The sequence below is a fragment of the Pseudomonas sp. B21-041 genome, assembly GCF_024748675.1.
GTDB lineage: Bacteria > Pseudomonadota > Gammaproteobacteria > Pseudomonadales > Pseudomonadaceae > Aquipseudomonas > Aquipseudomonas neuropathica.
In genome coordinates, this window is the sequence record NZ_CP087175.1 from 842,492 (window position 1) to 860,673 (window position 18,182).

The 18,182-nt window shown below is 60.3% G+C and carries 16 protein-coding genes; 12 read left to right on the forward strand and 4 right to left on the reverse strand.

The genetic code is table 11. The features are described from left to right. The 9 genes from LOY43_RS03555 (at position 1) to LOY43_RS03595 (ending at position 12,833) form a co-directional block, all read left to right on the forward strand. A complete protein-coding gene (locus tag LOY43_RS03555; RefSeq protein ID WP_095051041.1) occupies positions 1–1,059 on the forward strand; it encodes a beta-ketoacyl synthase in 1,059 nt (352 codons plus the stop codon). Beyond that, positions 1,056–2,351 (forward strand): beta-ketoacyl synthase, encoded by a 1,296-nt coding sequence (locus LOY43_RS03560; RefSeq protein ID WP_258709205.1) that lies wholly within the window; start codon positions 1,056–1,058, stop codon positions 2,349–2,351. Before LOY43_RS03555 ends, LOY43_RS03560 begins: the two co-directional genes overlap by 4 nt. Further along, entirely contained in the window at positions 2,348–3,556 is a 1,209-nt protein-coding gene (locus LOY43_RS03565) for a beta-ketoacyl synthase N-terminal-like domain-containing protein (protein ID WP_095051039.1), read from the forward strand. The genes LOY43_RS03560 and LOY43_RS03565 overlap by 4 nt, the downstream gene beginning before the upstream one ends. A 54-nt stretch (positions 3,557–3,610) precedes the next feature. Next, positions 3,611–6,481 carry an aminotransferase class III-fold pyridoxal phosphate-dependent enzyme gene (locus tag LOY43_RS03570; protein ID WP_258709206.1) on the forward strand — a complete coding sequence of 957 codons (2,871 nt, stop codon included), beginning with the start codon at positions 3,611–3,613 and terminating at the stop codon, positions 6,479–6,481. Positions 6,482–6,490: 9 nt separating this feature from the next. Beyond that, positions 6,491–7,228 carry a 3-oxoacyl-ACP reductase family protein gene (locus LOY43_RS03575; protein ID WP_258709207.1) on the forward strand — a complete coding sequence of 246 codons (738 nt, stop codon included), beginning with the start codon at positions 6,491–6,493 and terminating at the stop codon, positions 7,226–7,228. Continuing rightward, positions 7,225–7,989 carry an SDR family NAD(P)-dependent oxidoreductase gene (locus LOY43_RS03580; RefSeq protein ID WP_095126599.1) on the forward strand — a complete coding sequence of 255 codons (765 nt, stop codon included), beginning with the start codon at positions 7,225–7,227 and terminating at the stop codon, positions 7,987–7,989. The genes LOY43_RS03575 and LOY43_RS03580 overlap by 4 nt, the downstream gene beginning before the upstream one ends. A gap of 68 nt (positions 7,990–8,057) precedes the next feature. Further along, complete coding sequence (locus LOY43_RS03585; protein WP_371857766.1) at positions 8,058–9,290, forward strand: DUF1302 family protein; 1,233 nt, start codon at positions 8,058–8,060, stop codon at positions 9,288–9,290. 57 nt (positions 9,291–9,347) lie between these two features. Then, on the forward strand, positions 9,348–10,184 hold the full coding sequence (locus tag LOY43_RS03590) for an outer membrane lipoprotein-sorting protein (protein ID WP_093442334.1): 837 nt from the start codon (positions 9,348–9,350) through the stop codon (positions 10,182–10,184). A 33-nt stretch (positions 10,185–10,217) separates the two neighbouring features. After that, positions 10,218–12,833, forward strand: coding sequence for an RND family transporter (locus tag LOY43_RS03595; RefSeq protein ID WP_258709208.1), 2,616 nt, complete (start codon positions 10,218–10,220; stop codon positions 12,831–12,833). 69 nt (positions 12,834–12,902) lie between these two features. Here LOY43_RS03595 and LOY43_RS03600 read toward each other — a convergent pair whose 3' ends face one another. From LOY43_RS03600 to LOY43_RS03610, 3 genes are all read right to left on the reverse strand, one after another. After that, the gene (locus LOY43_RS03600) at positions 12,903–13,313 is read right to left on the reverse strand and encodes a MerR family transcriptional regulator (protein WP_258709209.1); all 411 of its coding nucleotides are present in this window, start codon (positions 13,311–13,313) and stop codon (positions 12,903–12,905) included. A 199-nt stretch (positions 13,314–13,512) separates the two neighbouring features. Then, positions 13,513–14,088, reverse strand: a complete 576-nt coding sequence (locus LOY43_RS03605) for an NAD(P)H-dependent oxidoreductase (RefSeq protein ID WP_095051034.1) — start codon at positions 14,086–14,088, stop codon at positions 13,513–13,515. Positions 14,089–14,143: 55 nt separating this feature from the next. Continuing rightward, positions 14,144–15,025: a LysR substrate-binding domain-containing protein gene (locus LOY43_RS03610; RefSeq protein ID WP_093442329.1), complete on the reverse strand. Its 882-nt coding sequence runs from the start codon at positions 15,023–15,025 to the stop codon at positions 14,144–14,146. Positions 15,026–15,258: 233 nt separating this feature from the next. Here LOY43_RS03610 and LOY43_RS03615 point away from each other — a divergent pair, with 233 nt between their 5' ends. Then, entirely contained in the window at positions 15,259–16,023 is a 765-nt protein-coding gene (locus tag LOY43_RS03615) for a sulfite exporter TauE/SafE family protein (protein ID WP_095126597.1), read from the forward strand. Here the strand turns inward: LOY43_RS03615 and LOY43_RS03620 are convergent. Then, positions 16,013–16,327 carry a putative quinol monooxygenase gene (locus LOY43_RS03620; RefSeq protein WP_095051032.1) on the reverse strand — a complete coding sequence of 105 codons (315 nt, stop codon included), beginning with the start codon at positions 16,325–16,327 and terminating at the stop codon, positions 16,013–16,015. The genes LOY43_RS03615 and LOY43_RS03620 overlap by 11 nt on opposite strands. Positions 16,328–16,511: 184 nt before the next feature. Here LOY43_RS03620 and LOY43_RS03625 point away from each other — a divergent pair, with 184 nt between their 5' ends. Together LOY43_RS03625 and LOY43_RS03630 are read left to right on the forward strand one after the other, a co-directional pair. Beyond that, the gene (locus LOY43_RS03625; RefSeq protein WP_258709210.1) at positions 16,512–17,102 is read left to right on the forward strand and encodes an NAD(P)H-dependent oxidoreductase; all 591 of its coding nucleotides are present in this window, start codon (positions 16,512–16,514) and stop codon (positions 17,100–17,102) included. A 124-nt stretch (positions 17,103–17,226) separates the two neighbouring features. After that, positions 17,227–18,138, forward strand: a complete 912-nt coding sequence (locus LOY43_RS03630; protein WP_258709211.1) for a LysR family transcriptional regulator — start codon at positions 17,227–17,229, stop codon at positions 18,136–18,138. The last annotated feature ends 44 nt before the right edge of the window (positions 18,139–18,182 follow it).

Here is an 18,182-nt window from a genome sequence, read left to right on the forward strand (position 1 = left end):
ATGAACCGAGCCATCTACCTGAATGCCGCTGCGGTGCTGAATGTGGCGGGCAGTGAATGCGCTGACTTGCTCGGCACACCCTGTGCGGCGCAACCGTTGGCATTTGACGCACAGCGTCAGGCGTTTGCCTTGCCGACACCGCGACTGGCCAGTGACCTGTTTGATCGCAAGATCCAGCGCAGCGTCGAACCGCAGGGCTTACGGCTGTTGCATTGTGCTGCACGGCTTGCGCCAGCGCTGGCGGCGCTGCAATTGCCCGCGTCACGCATTGCCCTGACAGCGGCCATTCCTGAAGTCGACGCGCCGAGTCCTTGCTGGGATGCGGTGCAGGCGATCATCGAACAGCCGCAAAAACAACTGGCGCAGTTATTGGCCAACACACCGCCCCTGCATGCGCTGACCCTGCTCAACAGCAGCGTCATGGCCTATGTGGCTGAAGCATTGAATTGCCATGGGCCAATGGGTGGATTTTGTTCTCAGGACAACGCCGGGCTGGATGCGCTGATCGAAGCTTGCCAGCAGATTGGCGAGCGACATGCCGACGCCGCGTTGGTGGTCAGCAGCAGCCCGAACCTGACCCCGGCCCTGTATCTGCGCGAGCCCGATCAGGCGAACGAAGCGATTTTCGGTGAGGGCGCCGCCGCGCTGTTGCTGGCGTCGACACCGCCGCCGGGTGCGGCACACGCCGTGCGCATTGCCGGATTTGCCCGCGGTTACAGCAACGATCCGCAACGCTCTGTGGCGGTGGGTCGGCGCGTCATCGATCAGGTCCTGAGCGTCGAAAAACTGCGGGTCGGCGACGTCGAGCATATCGTCGGCAATTGCGCTGACGGGCAAGTGATGAAGTTGCTCGAAGCTTTCCCGCGCGAGATTCGCAGTACCCGCGCCATGACCGGCGAACTGGGCGCCAGCGGCTTGCTGACAGAGGCCGCACTGACTTTGCATCTCAGCGGTGATACGGCGGCGGCACCGGGTTACACGCTGCTCGTCAGCCACACTCGCGCCGGTCACTGGGGCGCATTGCTGTTGGCCAGTGAAACCATGGAGAAGCACGCATGAGTGCGACACGGATTGTGATCACCGGCATGGGCGCCGTCACCGGTTTCGGTTTCGAATGGCAGACCCTCTGGGAAAAAATGCTCGGCGCCGAACATTGCGTGCGGCCATGGCAGCCGGACGACTTGCAAGAGGCGTCGTTCGCGGTGCGTTATGCCGCGCCTGTCGACATGCGCCTGTTGCCGGAAAAACTGCACAGCCATCCGGCCTGGACGATGCCGCTGGAAAAGCGCAGTCGGTTTGGCTGGGTGGCTGCCACGCAGGCAGTCGGTGACAGCGGCTTGCAGCCAGAACAGTTGCGTGGCGCGGCGGTGCTGTGTGCCTCGGGAGCACCGCAGCACATGCTCGCCGACATGCTGCTGACCGAAGCCCCGAATGGTGGCACCCCGAGCTGGTCGTACCTGATGCCACGGGCCGGGCAAGTGAATGCCGATGGCTCACTGCGCCAGAGCAACGATCGTCTGGCGCGGGTAATCGCCGACGACCTGGGCTGTGAAGGACCGGTGATCAATATCAGCAGTGCCTGTGCCGGTGCTTCACAAGCCATTGGCAATGCCTTCCAGATGATTCGTCGCGGAGAAGTCAGCGTTGCGCTGGCGGGTGGCGCCGACTCGGTGCTCAACCTCGACACCATGGCCGCGTTGTATCTACTCGGTGCCGCGTCGGGCGAGCAGCGCTGGGGCGCGGATCTGTGCCGTCCGTTCGATCGTGACCGCAGCGGTCTGATTGCCGGCGAGGGCGGTGGTTTTGTCGTGCTGGAAAGCCTCGAACATGCCTTGGCCCGTGGCGCCACGCCGTATGCCGAGGTGTTGGGTTTCGGCAGCAGTCTGGACGCCTACAAAGTCACCGCACCGCAGCCGGAAGGACGCGGCGCGGCACTGGCTATGCAGGCCGCGCTGGACGACGCCGGTTTGCGTGCACAGCAGATTGATCTGATCAACGCCCACGGCACCTCGACACCGCTCAATGACGTGGCCGAGACCCTGGCGATTAAAAGCGTGTTCGCCGAACACAAGCACTATCAAGCCTTGGCTGTCAGCGCCAACAAATCACAGTTCGGTCACCTGATCGCAGCCGCTGGCGCACCGGAATGCATCGTCACCGCGTTGGCCTGCCTCAACGATCTGGTCACGCCAACAGTGAACCTGCATGACGCCGACGAACAGTGCGATCTGGATTACTGCGCCGGGCAAGCCGTCAGTCGCCGAGTGGATTACGCGCTGAGCAATTCCTTCGGTTTCGGTGGCCTCAATACTTCGCTGGCCCTTGGCAAATATCGGGAGCAGGGACAATGACTGACACCACTGTACGTGTCGCGATCGCCGGCAGCGGCTGTGTCTTGCCCACCGGCTGGGGCGTTGAGGGTTTCTGGTCGTCGGCCCGCGGAGGGCGTAGCGCGATCTCGCCCCTGAACTCGTCGTTGTTCCACAGCGAGCGGGTCATTGCGTTCGGGCACATCGCTGATCGAGATCATCAACGTAGCCGTCAGGACGTTGCGCAAAACCTCCAACGTTACTGCCCGCCGGCGGTGATCTGGGGCGTCAGTGCGGTGCGCCAGGCGTTGGCCGAGGCCGAGCTTGAACCGGGCCGCGACAACGTGCGTTTTGGTCTCTATTGCTGCCAGGGCGGTTACACCCATCCGTCGCTCGCGTCTTACGGCGAACTGTTGCACGAGTGTCAGACCGAGAGCGGTGCCGACATGCAGCGTCTGGCCAAACGCGTGTTGCAGGAACGTGCACTCGATCCGTTCCTGGTGCTCAAGAGCCTGAGCAACGGTTTGCTCGGCGTCGTCAGTCTGGCCTTGAAGCTTGAGTGCGAATGCAACGCCTACATGCAAGGCGTGGCCGGCAATCTGGCGGCGCTGCGCGAAGCCTGCGCGGCGTTGCAGAGCGGGCGGATCGATGCGGCCATTGTGGTGGGCGCGGGCAGTGAACTGGATCCGCTGGCCCTCGCCGCACTGGCCGAGGCGGGGGTGATCAGCACCGACGGTTCGCCAAGCCTGCGTGCCTTTGATCGCCAGGGCCGTGGCGGCATTGCTGGCGAAGGTGCGGCGGCGCTGGTACTGCGCCGCGCCGATGACTTGCCGGCTGGGCCGCAAACTTGCCTGACAGCACTGTTCGCCCATCCGCGTCTGGACTCGCTGAGCTTGCCCGACAAACAGGTGGATCTGCTGATCAGCAGCGCCACTGGCGATCCGCACAAGGATGCCGATCTGGCCCGCACGCTGGCGCGAACCGGCGCCGCGCACATCACCAGCAGCACGCCGCTGACCGGCATGCTCAGTGGTGCACCGAGCCTGGTTGACCTGATCTTTGCCCGGCAGGCTTTGCAGGCGCAGAGCATCCCGCCGGTCAGTGGCCTGGAGCAACCGCTGGATGCGCATCTGCCGTTCGTTATCGGCGGGCCGCGCGATGCCGTGCTGCACGATTGCCTGGTCATCAACCGCGACGACAACGGTTTTAGCGCCGGTTACCAACTCGAATTTCACGCGGCTGACTGACCGTCGGCACGCAACGAAACGCAGCTGATTTTTTACTCAAGGGATAGAACTGTCATGGATTACCGCGATTACGTACGGCCGAAATTCGTTGAATTGATGCAGGCCCTGGGCCTGGAATGCCAATTCCACAGAGCGCTGGGCAGTAAATTGTTTTACCGCGACCGCCAGGGCGAAGAGGTGACGGTTACTGACTTCCTCGGCGGTTACGGCGCCGCGCTGTATGGCCACAACGATCCGCAATTTGTCGATCAACTCGTCGACCTGCTGCGTGCCGATGTGCCGTTCAATGCGCAGATGTCGGTGCGCGGTGCAGCGGGGCAGTTGGGGCGTGAACTCAGTGAAGCGTTCAACCGTGAACTGAACAACAGCGAACGCTACATTTCGACCTTCTCCAACAGCGGTGCCGAGTCGGTGGAAATCGCCGTCAAGCACGCCGAATACCGTCGTCAGAAAAACCTGCAGAAGCAATTCGACGAGCGTGATTTCACTCTCGCCAATCTGGTCGCCAGCGACAAGGCTTACGTCGAGCTGGACGTCGACGATCTCGATTTGCCCGTCGGCCTGCTGCCGCAGAATCTATCCTGCGTCACCGTGCGCCAAGTGGCCGAAGCGGTGCGTCAGCACAACCTGGCGCAACTGCATGTCGAGCCGGTGTTCCTCGCTGTGCGTGGCAGCTTTCACGGCAAACTGGTGAACACCGTTCAACTGACGTACGGCAAGCAGTACCGCAAACCGTTCGCCCGTTTCGGCCTCAACGTCGAGTTCATCGACCCGCAGCAACCCCAGCAATTGCAAGAGCTGCCGGCCCGTCATATCCGTCATTGGTTGAGCCTGGAATGGAGCGGCGAAACCCTGCAGGTTCGCCGTGAGGCGTTCAGTGCGATCACCGCTGTATTGCTGGAGCCGATCCAGGGCGAGGGCGGCATCAACGAGTTTGCCAATGAGTTTTATCTGGGCCTGCGGCGTCTGTGCAACGAGCAGCAATGCCCGCTGATCATCGATGAAGTGCAATCCGGTTTCGGCCGCACCGGCACTTTGCTTGGCGCCAGCCATTTCAACTTGCAGGGTGATTACTACTGCCTGTCGAAAGCCTTGGGCGGTGGCCTGATGAAGATTGCCGCGACGGTGATTCGCGCCAGCCACTACGAAAACGATTTCAGCTACATCCACAGTTCGACCTTTGCCGAAGATGACGCGTCCTGCCATATCGCCCTGTCGGCCTTGCGCCGTCTGTTCGAGAACGACAGCGCGATGCTCAAGGACGTGAACAAGAAGGGCGAGTACCTCAAGGCTTCGCTGCTGGAACTCAAAGCAGCGTACCCGGACGTCATCGCCGACGTGCGTGGGCGCGGCTTGCTGCTGGGCTTCGAACTGCACGACCTGACCGGCACCAGTTCACTGGTTCAGGCATCGGCGCAGTACAACGATGCGCTGGGCTACATCATCGCCGGCTACCTGCTGCAATTCGAATCCCTGCGCGTGGCGCCGTCGGGCAGCAACGCCAATGTGATTCGTCTGGAACCGCCGGTGTGCATCACCTTCGAAGAAATCGACGGCTTGATCGGTTCTTTGCAGAAAGTCTGCGACATGTTGCGCCGCCGCGATGCCTTCCCGCTGGCGGCTGGTGTGTGTGCCGACAGCATCGCGCAAGTGCCGGCCCGCGAGGTCAGCTTCAAGGAGGATGAAAGCCTCCCAAAGTCTGATGAGAACGTGCGCGTGGTGGCGCGCGTGGCGTTCATCAACCATCTGATTGATTCGGACATGCTCAGCGACGTCGATCCTTCACTGTCGACCCTGAGCGCTGAACAGAAACGCGAGTTCATCAAACGCATGGCCCCCGAGCGCCGTGCCGCGCCAATCGGACCGGTGCAGATTCGCTCGAAACTCGGCACCGCCGTGGAATTCACCCTGTACCCGCTGTGCATGGATTCCGATGCGATGGCGGCGTACATCGCCAGCGGTGATCTGCAAACCATCCGCGAAGAAGTCGGCAACCGCATCAAGGATGCCCGCGCCGATGGCTACACCGTCGCCGGGCTGGGCATGTACACCTCGATCGTCACCAACAACTGCCAGGCCCTGCAGATTCCTGACATGGCGCTGACTTCCGGTAATGCACTGACCATCGGCATGGGCCTGGAAGCCATCGAACAGGGCTGCAAGCAACAGGGCCTTGAGCTGGGCGAGCAGACTGCAGCGGTAGTCGGCGCTGCCGGCAACATCGCTTCGACCTATGCCTCGTTGTTGTCGACCAGTGTCGAGCACCTGATCCTCATCGGCAGCGGTCGCGACGGTTCGCTGCGCCGTCTGGAAAAAACCGCGCAACAGATTTACGCCGAAGCCGCCCGCGCGATTCTCAAGGGTGTCGCCGAACACGATCGCCTCGCCCGTCGCCTGCAGCAAATTGATGGAATCGATGGACTCTTGCAGGCCCACGGCAGCAGTGCCGATCTGGGGCTGCGCGTAGCGAAACTGGTCGAAGAACGCTTGGGCGCGAACGCCTTCATCACCGTCAGCAACGATCTTGATGTGCTGAAACAGGCACGCATCGTGCTCTGCGCGGCGAACGCACCGCAGCCGTTTCTCTTTGCCGAGCACTTCGCCGAAAACAGCGTGATCTGCGACATCGCCGTGCCGCTGAACGTCGACCAGAACCTCGCCAGTCAGCGCTCCGACGTGCTCTACATGCACGGCGGCATCGTGCAGACGCCGCTGGGCGATGGCCTGGTGAAAAACGTTCGCGCCTATCTCAAGCAAGGTCAGTTGTACGCGTGCATGGCCGAGTCGGTGCTGATGGGCCTGTCCGGTATGAAACAGCACTACTCCTACGGCGACATCAGCCGCGAGCAAGTGCAGCAGATTCGTGCACTGGCGGCGACTCACGGCTTCAGCCTCGCGCAGTTCAAAACCGACAACTCGCTTTAAGGAACGGTCATGCCGAATAAAGTAGCAGTAGTGACCGGTGGCAGTCGCGGCATCGGTCGGGCGATTGTCCAGACCCTGGCCGGGGCGGGTTATCAGATCGCGTTCAGTTACGTGCGCGATGAAGTCGCCGCGATGGCTTTGCGCGATGAGGTTCAGGCGTCGGGCATCGATTGCCTGGCGTTGCAGTGCGATGTCAGCAGCGGCGACAGCATCAAGGCGTTTTTCGAACGGGTCGAGGAGCATTTCCAGCGTATCGATCTGTTGGTCAATAACGCCGGCATCACCCGTGATGGCTTGCTGGCGACGATGTCGACGCGCGACCTGGTCGAGGTGATCCAGACCAACCTGATCGGCACGATGCTGTGCTGTCAGCAGGTGGTGCCGGGCATGTTGCGCCAGCGCAGCGGTTGCATCGTCAACATCAGTTCGGTGGCGGCGCAGAAACCCGGTAAAGGCCAAAGCAACTATGCCGCCGCCAAGGGCGGAGTCGAATCGTTGACCCGTGCCTTGGCGGTGGAGCTGGCGCCGCGCAACATTCGCGTCAACGCGGTCGCCCCGGGCATCGTCAAGACCGAGATGAGTACGGCGCTGATTGGCAGTCAGGAGGAAGAAATCCAGTCGCGTCTGTTGATCAAACGCTACGCCGAACCGGAAGAAATCGCCGAAGCGGTGCTGTACCTCGCCGATCGCGGTTTGTACCTGACCGGGGAGGTCCTGTCGGTTAACGGCGGGTTGAAAATGCCATGAGCCGGACGATTCTGATTACCGGAGCGGCGAAAGGCATCGGTCGCGCGGTCGCCGAAAATTTTGCCGCCGACGCCGGCAATCGCCTAATCCTGCTGGATCTCGATCTGGCCGAACTGCAGCGCTGGGTCGACGAGCAGCAGGAGCAGATCAAGGCGCGGGTCGAAACCCATGCGGCGAACATTGCTGACCTGCCGGCCATGGAGGCGTTGTTCAAGACCCTCGGTTCGCAAGTCGAATACGTTGATGTGCTGGTCAACAGCGCCGGCATCTGCAACGAGAACGAACCGGAAGATCTGCACAACTGGCACAAGGTGATTTCGGTCAACCTCAATGGCACGTTCTACGTGACCTCGTTGTGTCTGGCGCTGATGCCTGACCGTGGGCGGATTATCAACATGTCGTCGATCCTCGGCCGTGCCGGCAAGGTGCGCAACACCGCGTACTGCGCCTCCAAGCACGGCATCGTCGGCATGACCAAGGCGCTGGCGTTGGATCTCGCTTCGCGGCAGATCACCGTCAACGCGATTCTGCCAGCGTGGATCGACACGCCGATGTTGCAGGGTGAACTGGCGACGCAAGCGGCGATTGCCGGGCTGACCCAGGAACAGATCGTACGCAACGCGAAGAAGAAACTGCCGATGCGCCGTTTCATCCAGAGCGAGGAGGTGGCGGCGATGGTGCGTTACCTGGCCAGCCCCGAGGCTGGCGGGGTGACCGCGCAGAGTCTGGTGATCGATGGCGGTGTCGGGTTGGGAATGTAGCGATGCCTCGATTTCACAACAGTCACATCGTGTGTGCGGTATGGGCGTGCATGGCTGCGCCCACCGCGATGGCCGAATTTACCGTCGCTGATCTGAAGCCCGATTACGCCGACGGTGAAGTCGGCGTGGCCACGGCCATGCGTCTGCACGGCGACGACCAGATCACGCAAAAAGCCGTGTATTTCAAAGCCAACCTGGAAGACAACTGGGAGGGCGGTTACTACAAGGCCAAGGGCCGCGTGCGTTACGACGCGCGCTACGACGGCAACAATCCGTACAGCGAACGGGCACGCGACAAATACCGTTTCGACGCCGATTGGCGGCACCTCTACGTCGGCCATTCGCTGGGTGACGGAGAGGTGACAGTGGGCTGGCAGCAAGTGGTCTGGGGCCGCGCGGATGAATTGCGTGTGCTCGATCAGATCAACCCGCTGGACTATCGCGACGGTCTGACGCCGCTGCTCGAAGACAGCCGCATCGCCGTGCCCATGGTGCGCTTTGCGCAACCGGTGGGCGAGTGGGAACTGGAGGCGCTGTGGATCACTGACTTCGTGAAAAACCAGGCGCCGGTTGAGGGCAGTGAATTTGCCGCGCCACTGTTTGCTACGCCGGACCCGCAGTATTTCCTGCTCGATTCCAAGCCCGGCTATGACGGCGACAAAGGCTATTCCTATGGCCTGAGCGCCAACGGCCGGATCGGTGCGGTGGACACCAGTTTTGTCGCCTTGAGCGCCCGTCAGCAAGACCCGGTGTACGCGGTCGAAGGCCTCGCCGACGACGGCCGCACGCGGCTGGAACGGCAGTTTCCCCGTTACACCATGGGCGGTGCCGGGCTGGCGATCGACGCCGGGCACAGCATCGTGGTGCGCAGCGAGGTGGCGTATTTCGACAACTGGCGCGTGACCAATCCGACCCGCGCCTACGGTGCCGACAGTACGCCGATGGTCAAGTCGCTGCTGGGTGTCGACTACCTGTTGCGCGACTGGCTGATCTCCGCGCAATGGCAGGAACAAGTGCTGCTCGACTGGCAGGACGGCATGTTGCAGGACAAACACGAACCGCTGTTCACCCTGTCGGCCGAAGGCACTCATTGGCAAGACCGCCTCAAGAGTCGTCTGGTGGTCGCTGGCTCACCGCCGTTTCAGGATGACGCCTTGCTGCAAGGCATCTTCACCTACAAACCGGTCGACTACATCAAGCTCGGGCTGGAAGTGGATGTGTTCTTCGGCAAGCCCGAGAAGACTTTCGGCGAGTACAGCAAGCGCGATCAAGTACGGCTGTCGGCCGGTTATCTGTTCTGACCCATCACGCCTGCCGCTCTCGCGCAGGTGCACTCATCCAACGAAAAGGAAGTTGTTATGTTGCCGTTTTTGAAAAGTCTGACCACCGCCGCACTGATCCTCGGTAGCGCCTGCGCCAGTGCCGCCGAGGCTGGCAATGCCGATGAGATCATCCGTCAGGTACGCGATCGCAATGACGGGAACAGCTTCATGTCCCAGGTCTCGCTGATCCTGCATGACAAGAAAGGCAATACCCGCGTTCGCGAGTTCACCTATCTGCAAAAGGATTACCCGGACAGCGACAAGTTCAGCATGTACTTTTCTGCGCCGACTGACGTGCGTGACGTGGCCTTCCACATCGAAAACCCGCACGAAACCCTTGGCCTGGAAGACAGCCAGTGGATGTACTTGCCGGTCAGCCGCCAGACCCGCCGCATCTCCACCACCGACAAGCGCGGCTCGTTCATGGGCAGCGAGTACTCGTACGCCGATCTGGACAAGATCCGCGTTAAAGACTACTCGCAGAAACTCGTCGGCGAAGAACAGATCAAGGGCCGCGACTGCTACGTGATCGAGCGCGAACCGGCGTCTCCCGAGGTGCTGGCCAAGACCGGTTACAACAAGCTGAAGGTGTGGATCGACAAGCAGAATTTCCTGGTCATGCGTCAGGATTTCTTCGACGTCAAAGGCGTGTTGATCAAGCAGATGCGCACGCAGAAAGTCGCGACCATCGATTCGATCGACAGCATCGTGCTCAGTGAAACCGAGCACTTCATCGACGGTACGCGTTCGGAAATGCGCTTCAACCAGTTGCAGTACAACGTTTCTCTGGAAGACCGCCTCTTCACCCAGACCGCCATCAAACGCGGGCTGAAAACCGGTGACCTGCCGGACTTTGCCGTGTCTGCCCGCTAAGCGCCGACCCCGACGACCTGGAACCGCATGATCATGGAAAGATATCTGAATTTCGTCGAGCGCTATGCGCGGGCGATTGTTTTCCTGCTGGTGGCGATTACGGCGTATTTCACTTATACGCTGGGCGCGCTGGTGTCCGACACCAACCCTTATCTGCTCAAGGAAAGCCACCCGGCGCGCAAGACCATCATCGATTTGCAGGGTGAGTTCACCGGCACGTTCGACTCGGTCATGGTGGCGCTGAACAACCCGCAAACGGTGTTCAACAAATCGACGCTCAACGCGCTGTTTTCGATGTCGCAATCGGTGCGCAAGATGATTCTGGCCAACGATGCCGACAAGGAGCAGTTGGCGCAAATCGTCGCCCGGCATGCAGGCGACAGCCGTGCGCAGTTGTTGACCCGGGATATTCTCGAGGATGGCTTTTCGCAGAACGATTACGCCAACGCCAAGGCATTGCGTGATCATGCCCAAAGCCAGAACTGGGACGCCCATGATCAGTTGTTCCTGACCTTTCTCGCCGAGCGGATCAACCCGATCCGCGAAATGGCCTCGATGGGCGACCTGGAAAACATCGTCCTGACCGACGACGGCGAGCTGTTGATCCACAAAACCCTGAATGCCTATGACATGGACCCGGCGCTGGTCGAGTCGCAGATCATGGGCAACGAATTGATGGTCGACGGGGTGGTGTCCAAGGACAAGAAAGTCGCGATGCTGGTGGCCGAACTCGGCACCAAGCAGGACGACGCTCAGGCGCAACTGCGGGCTTATCAGATCGTGCGCGGCATCGTCGCGCAATATCAGGCCGAACACCCGGAGTACAAGGACGAAATCTTCATTGCCGGCATGCCGATCTTCATCGCCGCGCAACAGGAAATCATCGATCACGACCTGGCCGTGCTGTTCCCGATCGTGTTTTTGCTGATTACCTTGCTGCTGATTTTCTTCTTCCGCAAACCACTGGGCGTGCTGTTGCCGCTGTTCAACATTCTGTTCTGCACCATCTGGACCTTGGGCCTGATGGCGCTGTTGCGGGTGCCGTTCGACCTGCTGACCAGTGTGCTACCGGTGTTCCTGTTCACCATTTGCTGCTCGGATGCGATCCACGTGATGGCTGAATATTACGAGCAGAAAAACGCGGGCAAGAGCAATCGTGAGGCCAACCGTGAAACCCAGCGCTTGATGGTGGTGCCGGTGGTGTTGACGACCGTGACGACCATCGCCACGTTCATGATTTCCACCACCAACAACATTGTCAGCATCCGCAATTTCGGCGTGTTCATGTCGATCGGTCTGACCGCGGCGCTGATCATTTCGCTGTTGCTGATTCCGGCGTGGATTTCCATCTGGGGCAAGGATCAGCCGCAGCAGGCCAAGGCTGAGGTACACAAGGAATCGATCATCTCGCGGTATCTGGTGGCGTTCTGTGCCTGGATGATCCGCTTTCGCAAACCGATCCTGATGGTCATGCTGCCGCTGTTGGCGCTGGCCACCGTGTTCACCTTTCGCGTCGATATCGAAGACTCCGGCATCGCTTACTTCAAGCCGGAAAGCCACATTCGCGTGTCCGATCAGTTCATCAACCACGCCAAAGTAGCGGGCACGGCGCCGGGCTGGATCGCGATCGACAGCAAAGAACCACGCGGCGTGCTGACCACCGAAGTGGTGCAGTTCATCGACAAGCTCGACCACTTCATCAAACAGCAACCGAACGTCAGTTACGGCTACTCGCTGGCCACCTACGTCAAGCGCATGAACCTGGTGCTCAACGACATGAACCCGGAGTATCTGCGCGTACCGAATGCCGTTGAGAAGGTCACGTCGGTCAATGACGACGGGCAGGTCGAGCAGTTTGAAGTGCCGGGCAATTCGCTGATCGAGCAGCACGTGATGCTGTTCGAAAACGGTGGTGGTTCGGACCTGAACAACGTGCTCAACGCCGATTTCTCCAAGGCCTTGACCCTGTACACCATGACCTCGTCGGTCGCCAGCGACTATCAGGGCATGCTCGACCGCCTCGATGCCTGGTTGCTGGTCAACAAACCGGCCAACCTGGAGGTGACCCACGCCGGCACGCCGTTGATCTGGACGGGCGTCCTGCAGGAAATCACTCAGGGCCAGGTGCTGAGTTTTTCCCTGGCCTTGCTGGTCGTCACGCTGATGATGATGTACTGGCTCAAATCGGTGCGCCTCGGTGTGCTCGGCATGCTGACCTTGCTGACCACGTCGGTGACGGTCTATGGCTTCATGTTCCTGTTCGGCATTGAGCTGAACATCGGCACGACGCTGGTGACGTTCCTCGTGGTCGGCGTGGTGGATTACGCGGTGCACCTGCTGTCGCGGATCAAGTTGCTGGTGCAGCAGGGCAATGAGATCGACGCGGCTATTTTGCAGGCGATGCACAGCGTCGGCCGCTCGACGGTGATCAACGTGGTGATCTTCTCCGTAGGCTTCATGGCATTGCTGTTTTCCGACTTCAAGCCGATTGTCGATCTGGGTGCACTGGTGGCGATGGCGCTGTTTTCCAGCGGAGTCATGACCATTGTCCTGGTGACGCTGGTGTCACCGTGGTTCTTTGCGGCGATAGCACCGGTGCATGCGCCGGTTCAAGCGCTGCGCACAGAAGGGGAGGCGGTACCGGGCTGATTCGCCAACGACCGGGCGCGCCTGCCCTGAGACGACAGGCGAACCCGGTCATGCGGCGCAGCAGGGTTTTCAGTTCAGTGTATTGACCGGGTTTTTTTCGCCATAGCGGGCGCTGCGCTCGAACTGACATTCCTGGCGGGCGTCGTTGAGGTTGTGTTCAAACGCCTCAAGGCCATCATGCAATTGCTGCAAATCGCCGATCTGGGTCACCAGTTCGGCTTTTTTTTCGGCAATGGCTCGTTGCGCCATGTCCCACGGGAATTCGTCGCCGCGGTAGTTGTTGAGGATCACCTGCAGCTCTTTGAGCTTGAAGCCCAATTGCTGGGCGCACTTGATGAACGTCAACACCTCGACACTTTGCTGGCTGTAGATGCGGTATTTGCCTTCACGCTTGGGCTCGGGCAACAGGCCGATTTCTTCGTAATGGCGAATGCTTTTGACTGTGGTGCCCGACAGTTGGGCGGCTTTGCCGATATACATAAGGTCCGTCTCGATGATCAAACATAGCGTAGCGCGATCAGGCGTCATGCCGGATCGGCGGCGATTATATGTCCAATACCATCAGAAAATGGCAACTGCGCGTAAATGACGTGCACAGGCGACGGACGGGCTTGAGAAGGGAGCCCGAAGAGGCACTGACGGCGGCTTGTGCGCCGTCAGTTGAGGCGGCAGGAAAGCCTTAGACGGCGGCGGTCACGCGCGCCTGTTCCAGCCAGGCATCGCGCTGGTTTGGCTTGGAGCCAAGGATCGGCCCGAAGGTCAGCGTCTTCAGTGGCTTGATGCCGCAGAATTCCAGCGTGGTCTTGCGCATCTGATTCAGCCCCGGCATCCCATAGATCCATTTGTAGTACCAGTACGGCGTGTCCATGGTCACCAGCAAATGCGCGGTACGGCCCTTGAGCAGCTTGTCGGGGAAGGCTTTGCCTTCGCGATATTTGAAGGCGAAACCCGGCAGGAAAATCCGGTCGACGAAGCCTTTCAACAGTGCCGGAATCCCGCCCCACCAGATCGGATAGACGAATGTCAGGTGCTCGGCCCAGGTGATATCGGCCTGGGCTTGCAGCAGGTCCGGCTCCAGTGGCTGCACCTTGTTGTAGCCTTCGTGCAGGACCGGGTCGAACTCCAGCGCATCCAGACGCAGCAGCCGCACGTCATGCCCGGCGTCCTTGGCGGCCTGAACGTAAGTCTCACTCAATGCCCCGCAAAAGCTGTCGGTGGAGGGGTGACCCAGTATCACGAGCATTCGTTTGCTCATTGTGTGTACTCCTGAAATGAAGCTCGCAGGATAGAGTCTGCCCCTAGCGGTAGAGTCAAGGCACCAGCGCATCAAACAAGGCCCGGGCGTAACCGGGCAGGTGGTCGAAGTCCCGCGCACACAGTTGCAAGGTGCGATGCGCCCAGACTTCGTCCAGCGGCCGGCACGTTACCGAGTGCACCGCCGCCCAGCGCTCGATGGCCACCTTGGGCACGATGGCCAGCCCCGCACCTCGCGCCACCATGCGCATGACGCCCTCGAAGCCATCGGCACGGATCCGGATCGACATGCGCTGGCCGATGTGCAGCGCTTGTTCCTCCAGGTGAATCGCCAGCGCGCTGTGGCTGCCAAGCGCAACATAGTCGTGCGCCAGGGTTTCACCAAACGTCAACGACGCCTGACTCGCCAAAACATGCTCAGGGGGCAGGATCAGCACCAATGGATCGTCGCGAAAGGGCCGGGTCTGCAGACCGTGGGTGTCGACCGCATCGGAGACGATCCCGAGGTCCGCCGCGCCTTGGCGCAAGGCATGGGTGATGCGCGCGCTGGGCAACTCCTGCAAGTCGATGTCGAGATTGGGATGATCGCGCAGGAAGTCCGCGAGTACTTCCGGCAGGTATTCGGTGATCGCCGTGGTGTTGCACAGCAAACGCACCTGACCTTTGACGCCTTGGGCATAGTCGGCCAGATCCTGCTGCAGGCGTTCGGCCTGTTGCAGGAGGATGCGCGCGTGCTGGGCCAACGCTTTACCGGCCGGCGTCGGGGTGACGCCACGACGGCCGCGTTCGAGGAAATCGATGCCGAGCGAGGCTTCCATTGCGCGGATTCTGGCGCTGGCGGCGGCCAGGGATAAATGGCTGCGGACGGCGCCAGCGGTGATGTTGCCGGTGTCGAGGATGTGCAGGTAGAGGCGCAGGTCGGTGAGATCGAAGTGCATGATTGGCAGCCTCTGGTTTTTGTGGTGTCTGGGCTGGCCCCATCGCTGGCAAGCCAGCTCCCACAGGTTTCAGGGTTGATCTCTAAATGTGTGAACAACAAAAATACTGTGGGAGCTGGCTTGCCAGCGATGAGGCCAACAGCTTCAAAAAAATATCAGCCTCTTGTCCAGTGAGAGGCACCCTCAGTATATGGCAGATTTTCAGCCAACCCCGACTGGCGCACAGTAGCGCCATGCACACACTCACAGATTTCTACCAACACCTCGGCCTAGCCCTGTCCCTGCTGGTCATCGTGACGTTCATGCTCGCCGGCCTGATCAAAGGCGTGATCGGCCTCGGCCTGCCTACCGTCGCCATGGGCTTGCTCGGTCTGGCTATGGCACCGTCGCAGGCAGCCGCATTGCTGATCATCCCGGCAACCCTGACCAATGTCTGGCAACTTGCTTTCGGCGGTCATCTGAAAGGACTGATCAAACGCCTCTGGCCGATGCTGCTGATGATTTTCCTCGGCACCGGAATAGGCACGTTATCGATCGGCATGGCGGGCGGGCATTGGGTGGTGCGCGGGCTCGGCGCGGCCCTGTTCCTCTATGCGTTGAGCGGTTTGTTTCTGCCAACGCTGAGCGTCAATCCACGCCATGAAGGTTGGCTGGGGCCGGCGTGTGGTTTGATCACCGGTGTCATCACCTCGGCCACCGGCGTCTTCGTGATTCCGGCGGTGCCGTACCTGCAAGCGCTGGGCTTGAATCGCGATCAACTGGTGCAGGCACTGGGCCTGTCATTCACCGTTTCGACGCTGGCATTGGCCGCTGGATTGCTCTGGCGTGGCGCCCTCGGTGGCGGCGAACTGAGTGCTTCGCTGCTGGCGCTGATCCCGGCCATTCTCGGTATGTTGCTGGGCCAATGGCTGCGCGAACGGATCAGCGCCGTGTTGTTCAAACGGGTGTTCTTTGTCGGTATGGGCGCGCTCGGCGCCCACTTGTTGATCAGCGGTTAGCCGAGGCTTCGCTGAGCATTTCGATCTGGCGGATATCGAAATCGCGCTCCAGATAGTCCATGCGCTGTTCAAAGAAAGCCTTCATGTGCGGCAAATTCGAATGCACGTCCAGGTGCGCCTGGGAGGCCCAGATCTCGTAGAAGATAAACAGCGTCGGATCTTCCTTATCACGCAGCATGTGGTACTCGATGCAACCTGGCTCGGCGCGGCTCGGTTCGACGTAGGCGCGAAACAGCGCTTCGAAAGCCTCGGCTTGTTCCGGGCGGGTCTTGGCGTGCAGGATAAAACCCAAGCGTTCACTCATCACAACGACTCCTCACATTCAGAATGCCGCGGATGTTATTGCAACAATCGGCGATGGATTCGTGCTTTTTGATCAAATGTATTTTGCGCAATCAGGCCTTATTCCGCGCGAGGCGGATCGTTAATCTGCCGCCATTCCAGTTTCCCTTCTCCATCCAGCCCAATGGCTGCGCCGAGGCTTTCTCATGAAAAAAGTGCTGTTGCTCAATGGCGGTAAAAAATTCGCCCACTCTGACGGTCGCTACAACGCCACCCTGCATGAAGCCGCGTTGAGCGTGCTGGATCGCGGCGGTTTCGATGTGAAAACCACCCTTATCGACGAGGGCTACGACGTTGCCGAAGAAGTGGCGAAATTTCTCTGGGCCGACGTGATCATTTATCAGATGCCGGGCTGGTGGATGGGCGCGCCATGGACGGTGAAAAAGTACCTCGACGAAGTCTTCACCGAAGGCCACGGCAGCCTCTACGCCAGCGATGGCCGCACCCGTTCCGATGCGTCGCAGAAGTACGGCAGCGGCGGTCTGATTCAGGGCAAGCAATACATGCTGTCGCTGACCTGGAATGCACCGCAGCAGGCCTTCGATGACCCGACTGATTTCTTTGAGGCCAAAGGTGTCGACGCGGTGTACTTCCCATTCCACAAGGCCAACGAGTTTCTCGGTATGACCGGGTTGCCGACGTTCCTTTGTGTGGATGTGATGAAACGGCCGAATATCGAGGCTGATGTGGCGCGTTATGAGCAGCATCTGACCGAGGTGTTTGGCCTCAAGGCTTGAGTGTTTCAAGCTACTATCGGTGGTAATAGCAAAAGATCGCAGCCTTCGGCAGCTCCTACAGGAACCCATTTCCATGTAGGAGCTGCCGAAGGCTGCGATCTTGGCGATTTCAAAGAGGACACCCGTGAAAGCCAGATCCGATGAGTTGCAGATTTTCGTCTGCGTGATCGAATGCGGTTCGATTTCCGCCGCCGCCGAACAGGTCGGGCAAACGCCTTCTGCGGTCAGTCGCACATTGTCGAAGCTGGAAGCCAAGCTCGACACCACGCTGATCAACCGCACCACGCGGCGCATGGATCTGACCGAAGAGGGCAAGTATTTCTTCGAACAGGCCAAGCTGATTCTCGATCAGATGGATCAACTCGAAGAACGCCTGTCCTCGCGTCAGCAAACGCCGTCCGGGCGCCTGCGGATCAACGCCGCGTCACCGTTCATGCTCCACGCAGTGGTCCCGTACATCGACGAATTCCGCCGCCTCTATCCGGACATCCAGCTCGAACTCAACAGCAATGACCTGATCATTGACCTGCTGGAACAAAGCACCGACATCGCCATCCGTATCGGCACCCTCGCTGACTCGACGCTGCACGCGCGCTCGCTCGGTTGCAGTCCGCTACTGATCGTCGCCAGCCCCGCGTATCTGGAAAAGCATGGCGCGCCACAGCAAGTCGCCGATCTGAGTGAACATACCTTGCTCGGCTTCACCCAGAATGAAGGTCTCAACCAATGGCCGCTGCGCTATGTGCACGGTGACCGCTGGCCAATCACCCCGGCCATCAGCTCCTCCAGCGGCGAGACCGTGCGCCATCTGGCGCTGGAAGGGCAGGGCATCGCTTGCTTGTCGCACTTCATGACCATCGACGACATTCGGGCCGGGCGCCTGAAGGTCCTGCTCGGCGAATTCAACAGCGGTTATCGCCAGCCGATCAACGCCGTGTACTACCGTAACTCCCAACTGGCGCTGCGCATTCAATGCTTCCTCGACTTCATCCAGAGCAAACTCGCCGCTTACGCCAGCGCCGATTTCAAGGGCTGATTCGTGACCTCTGCGCAAGAGTGAATTGGTCGAGGGCGGGTTTT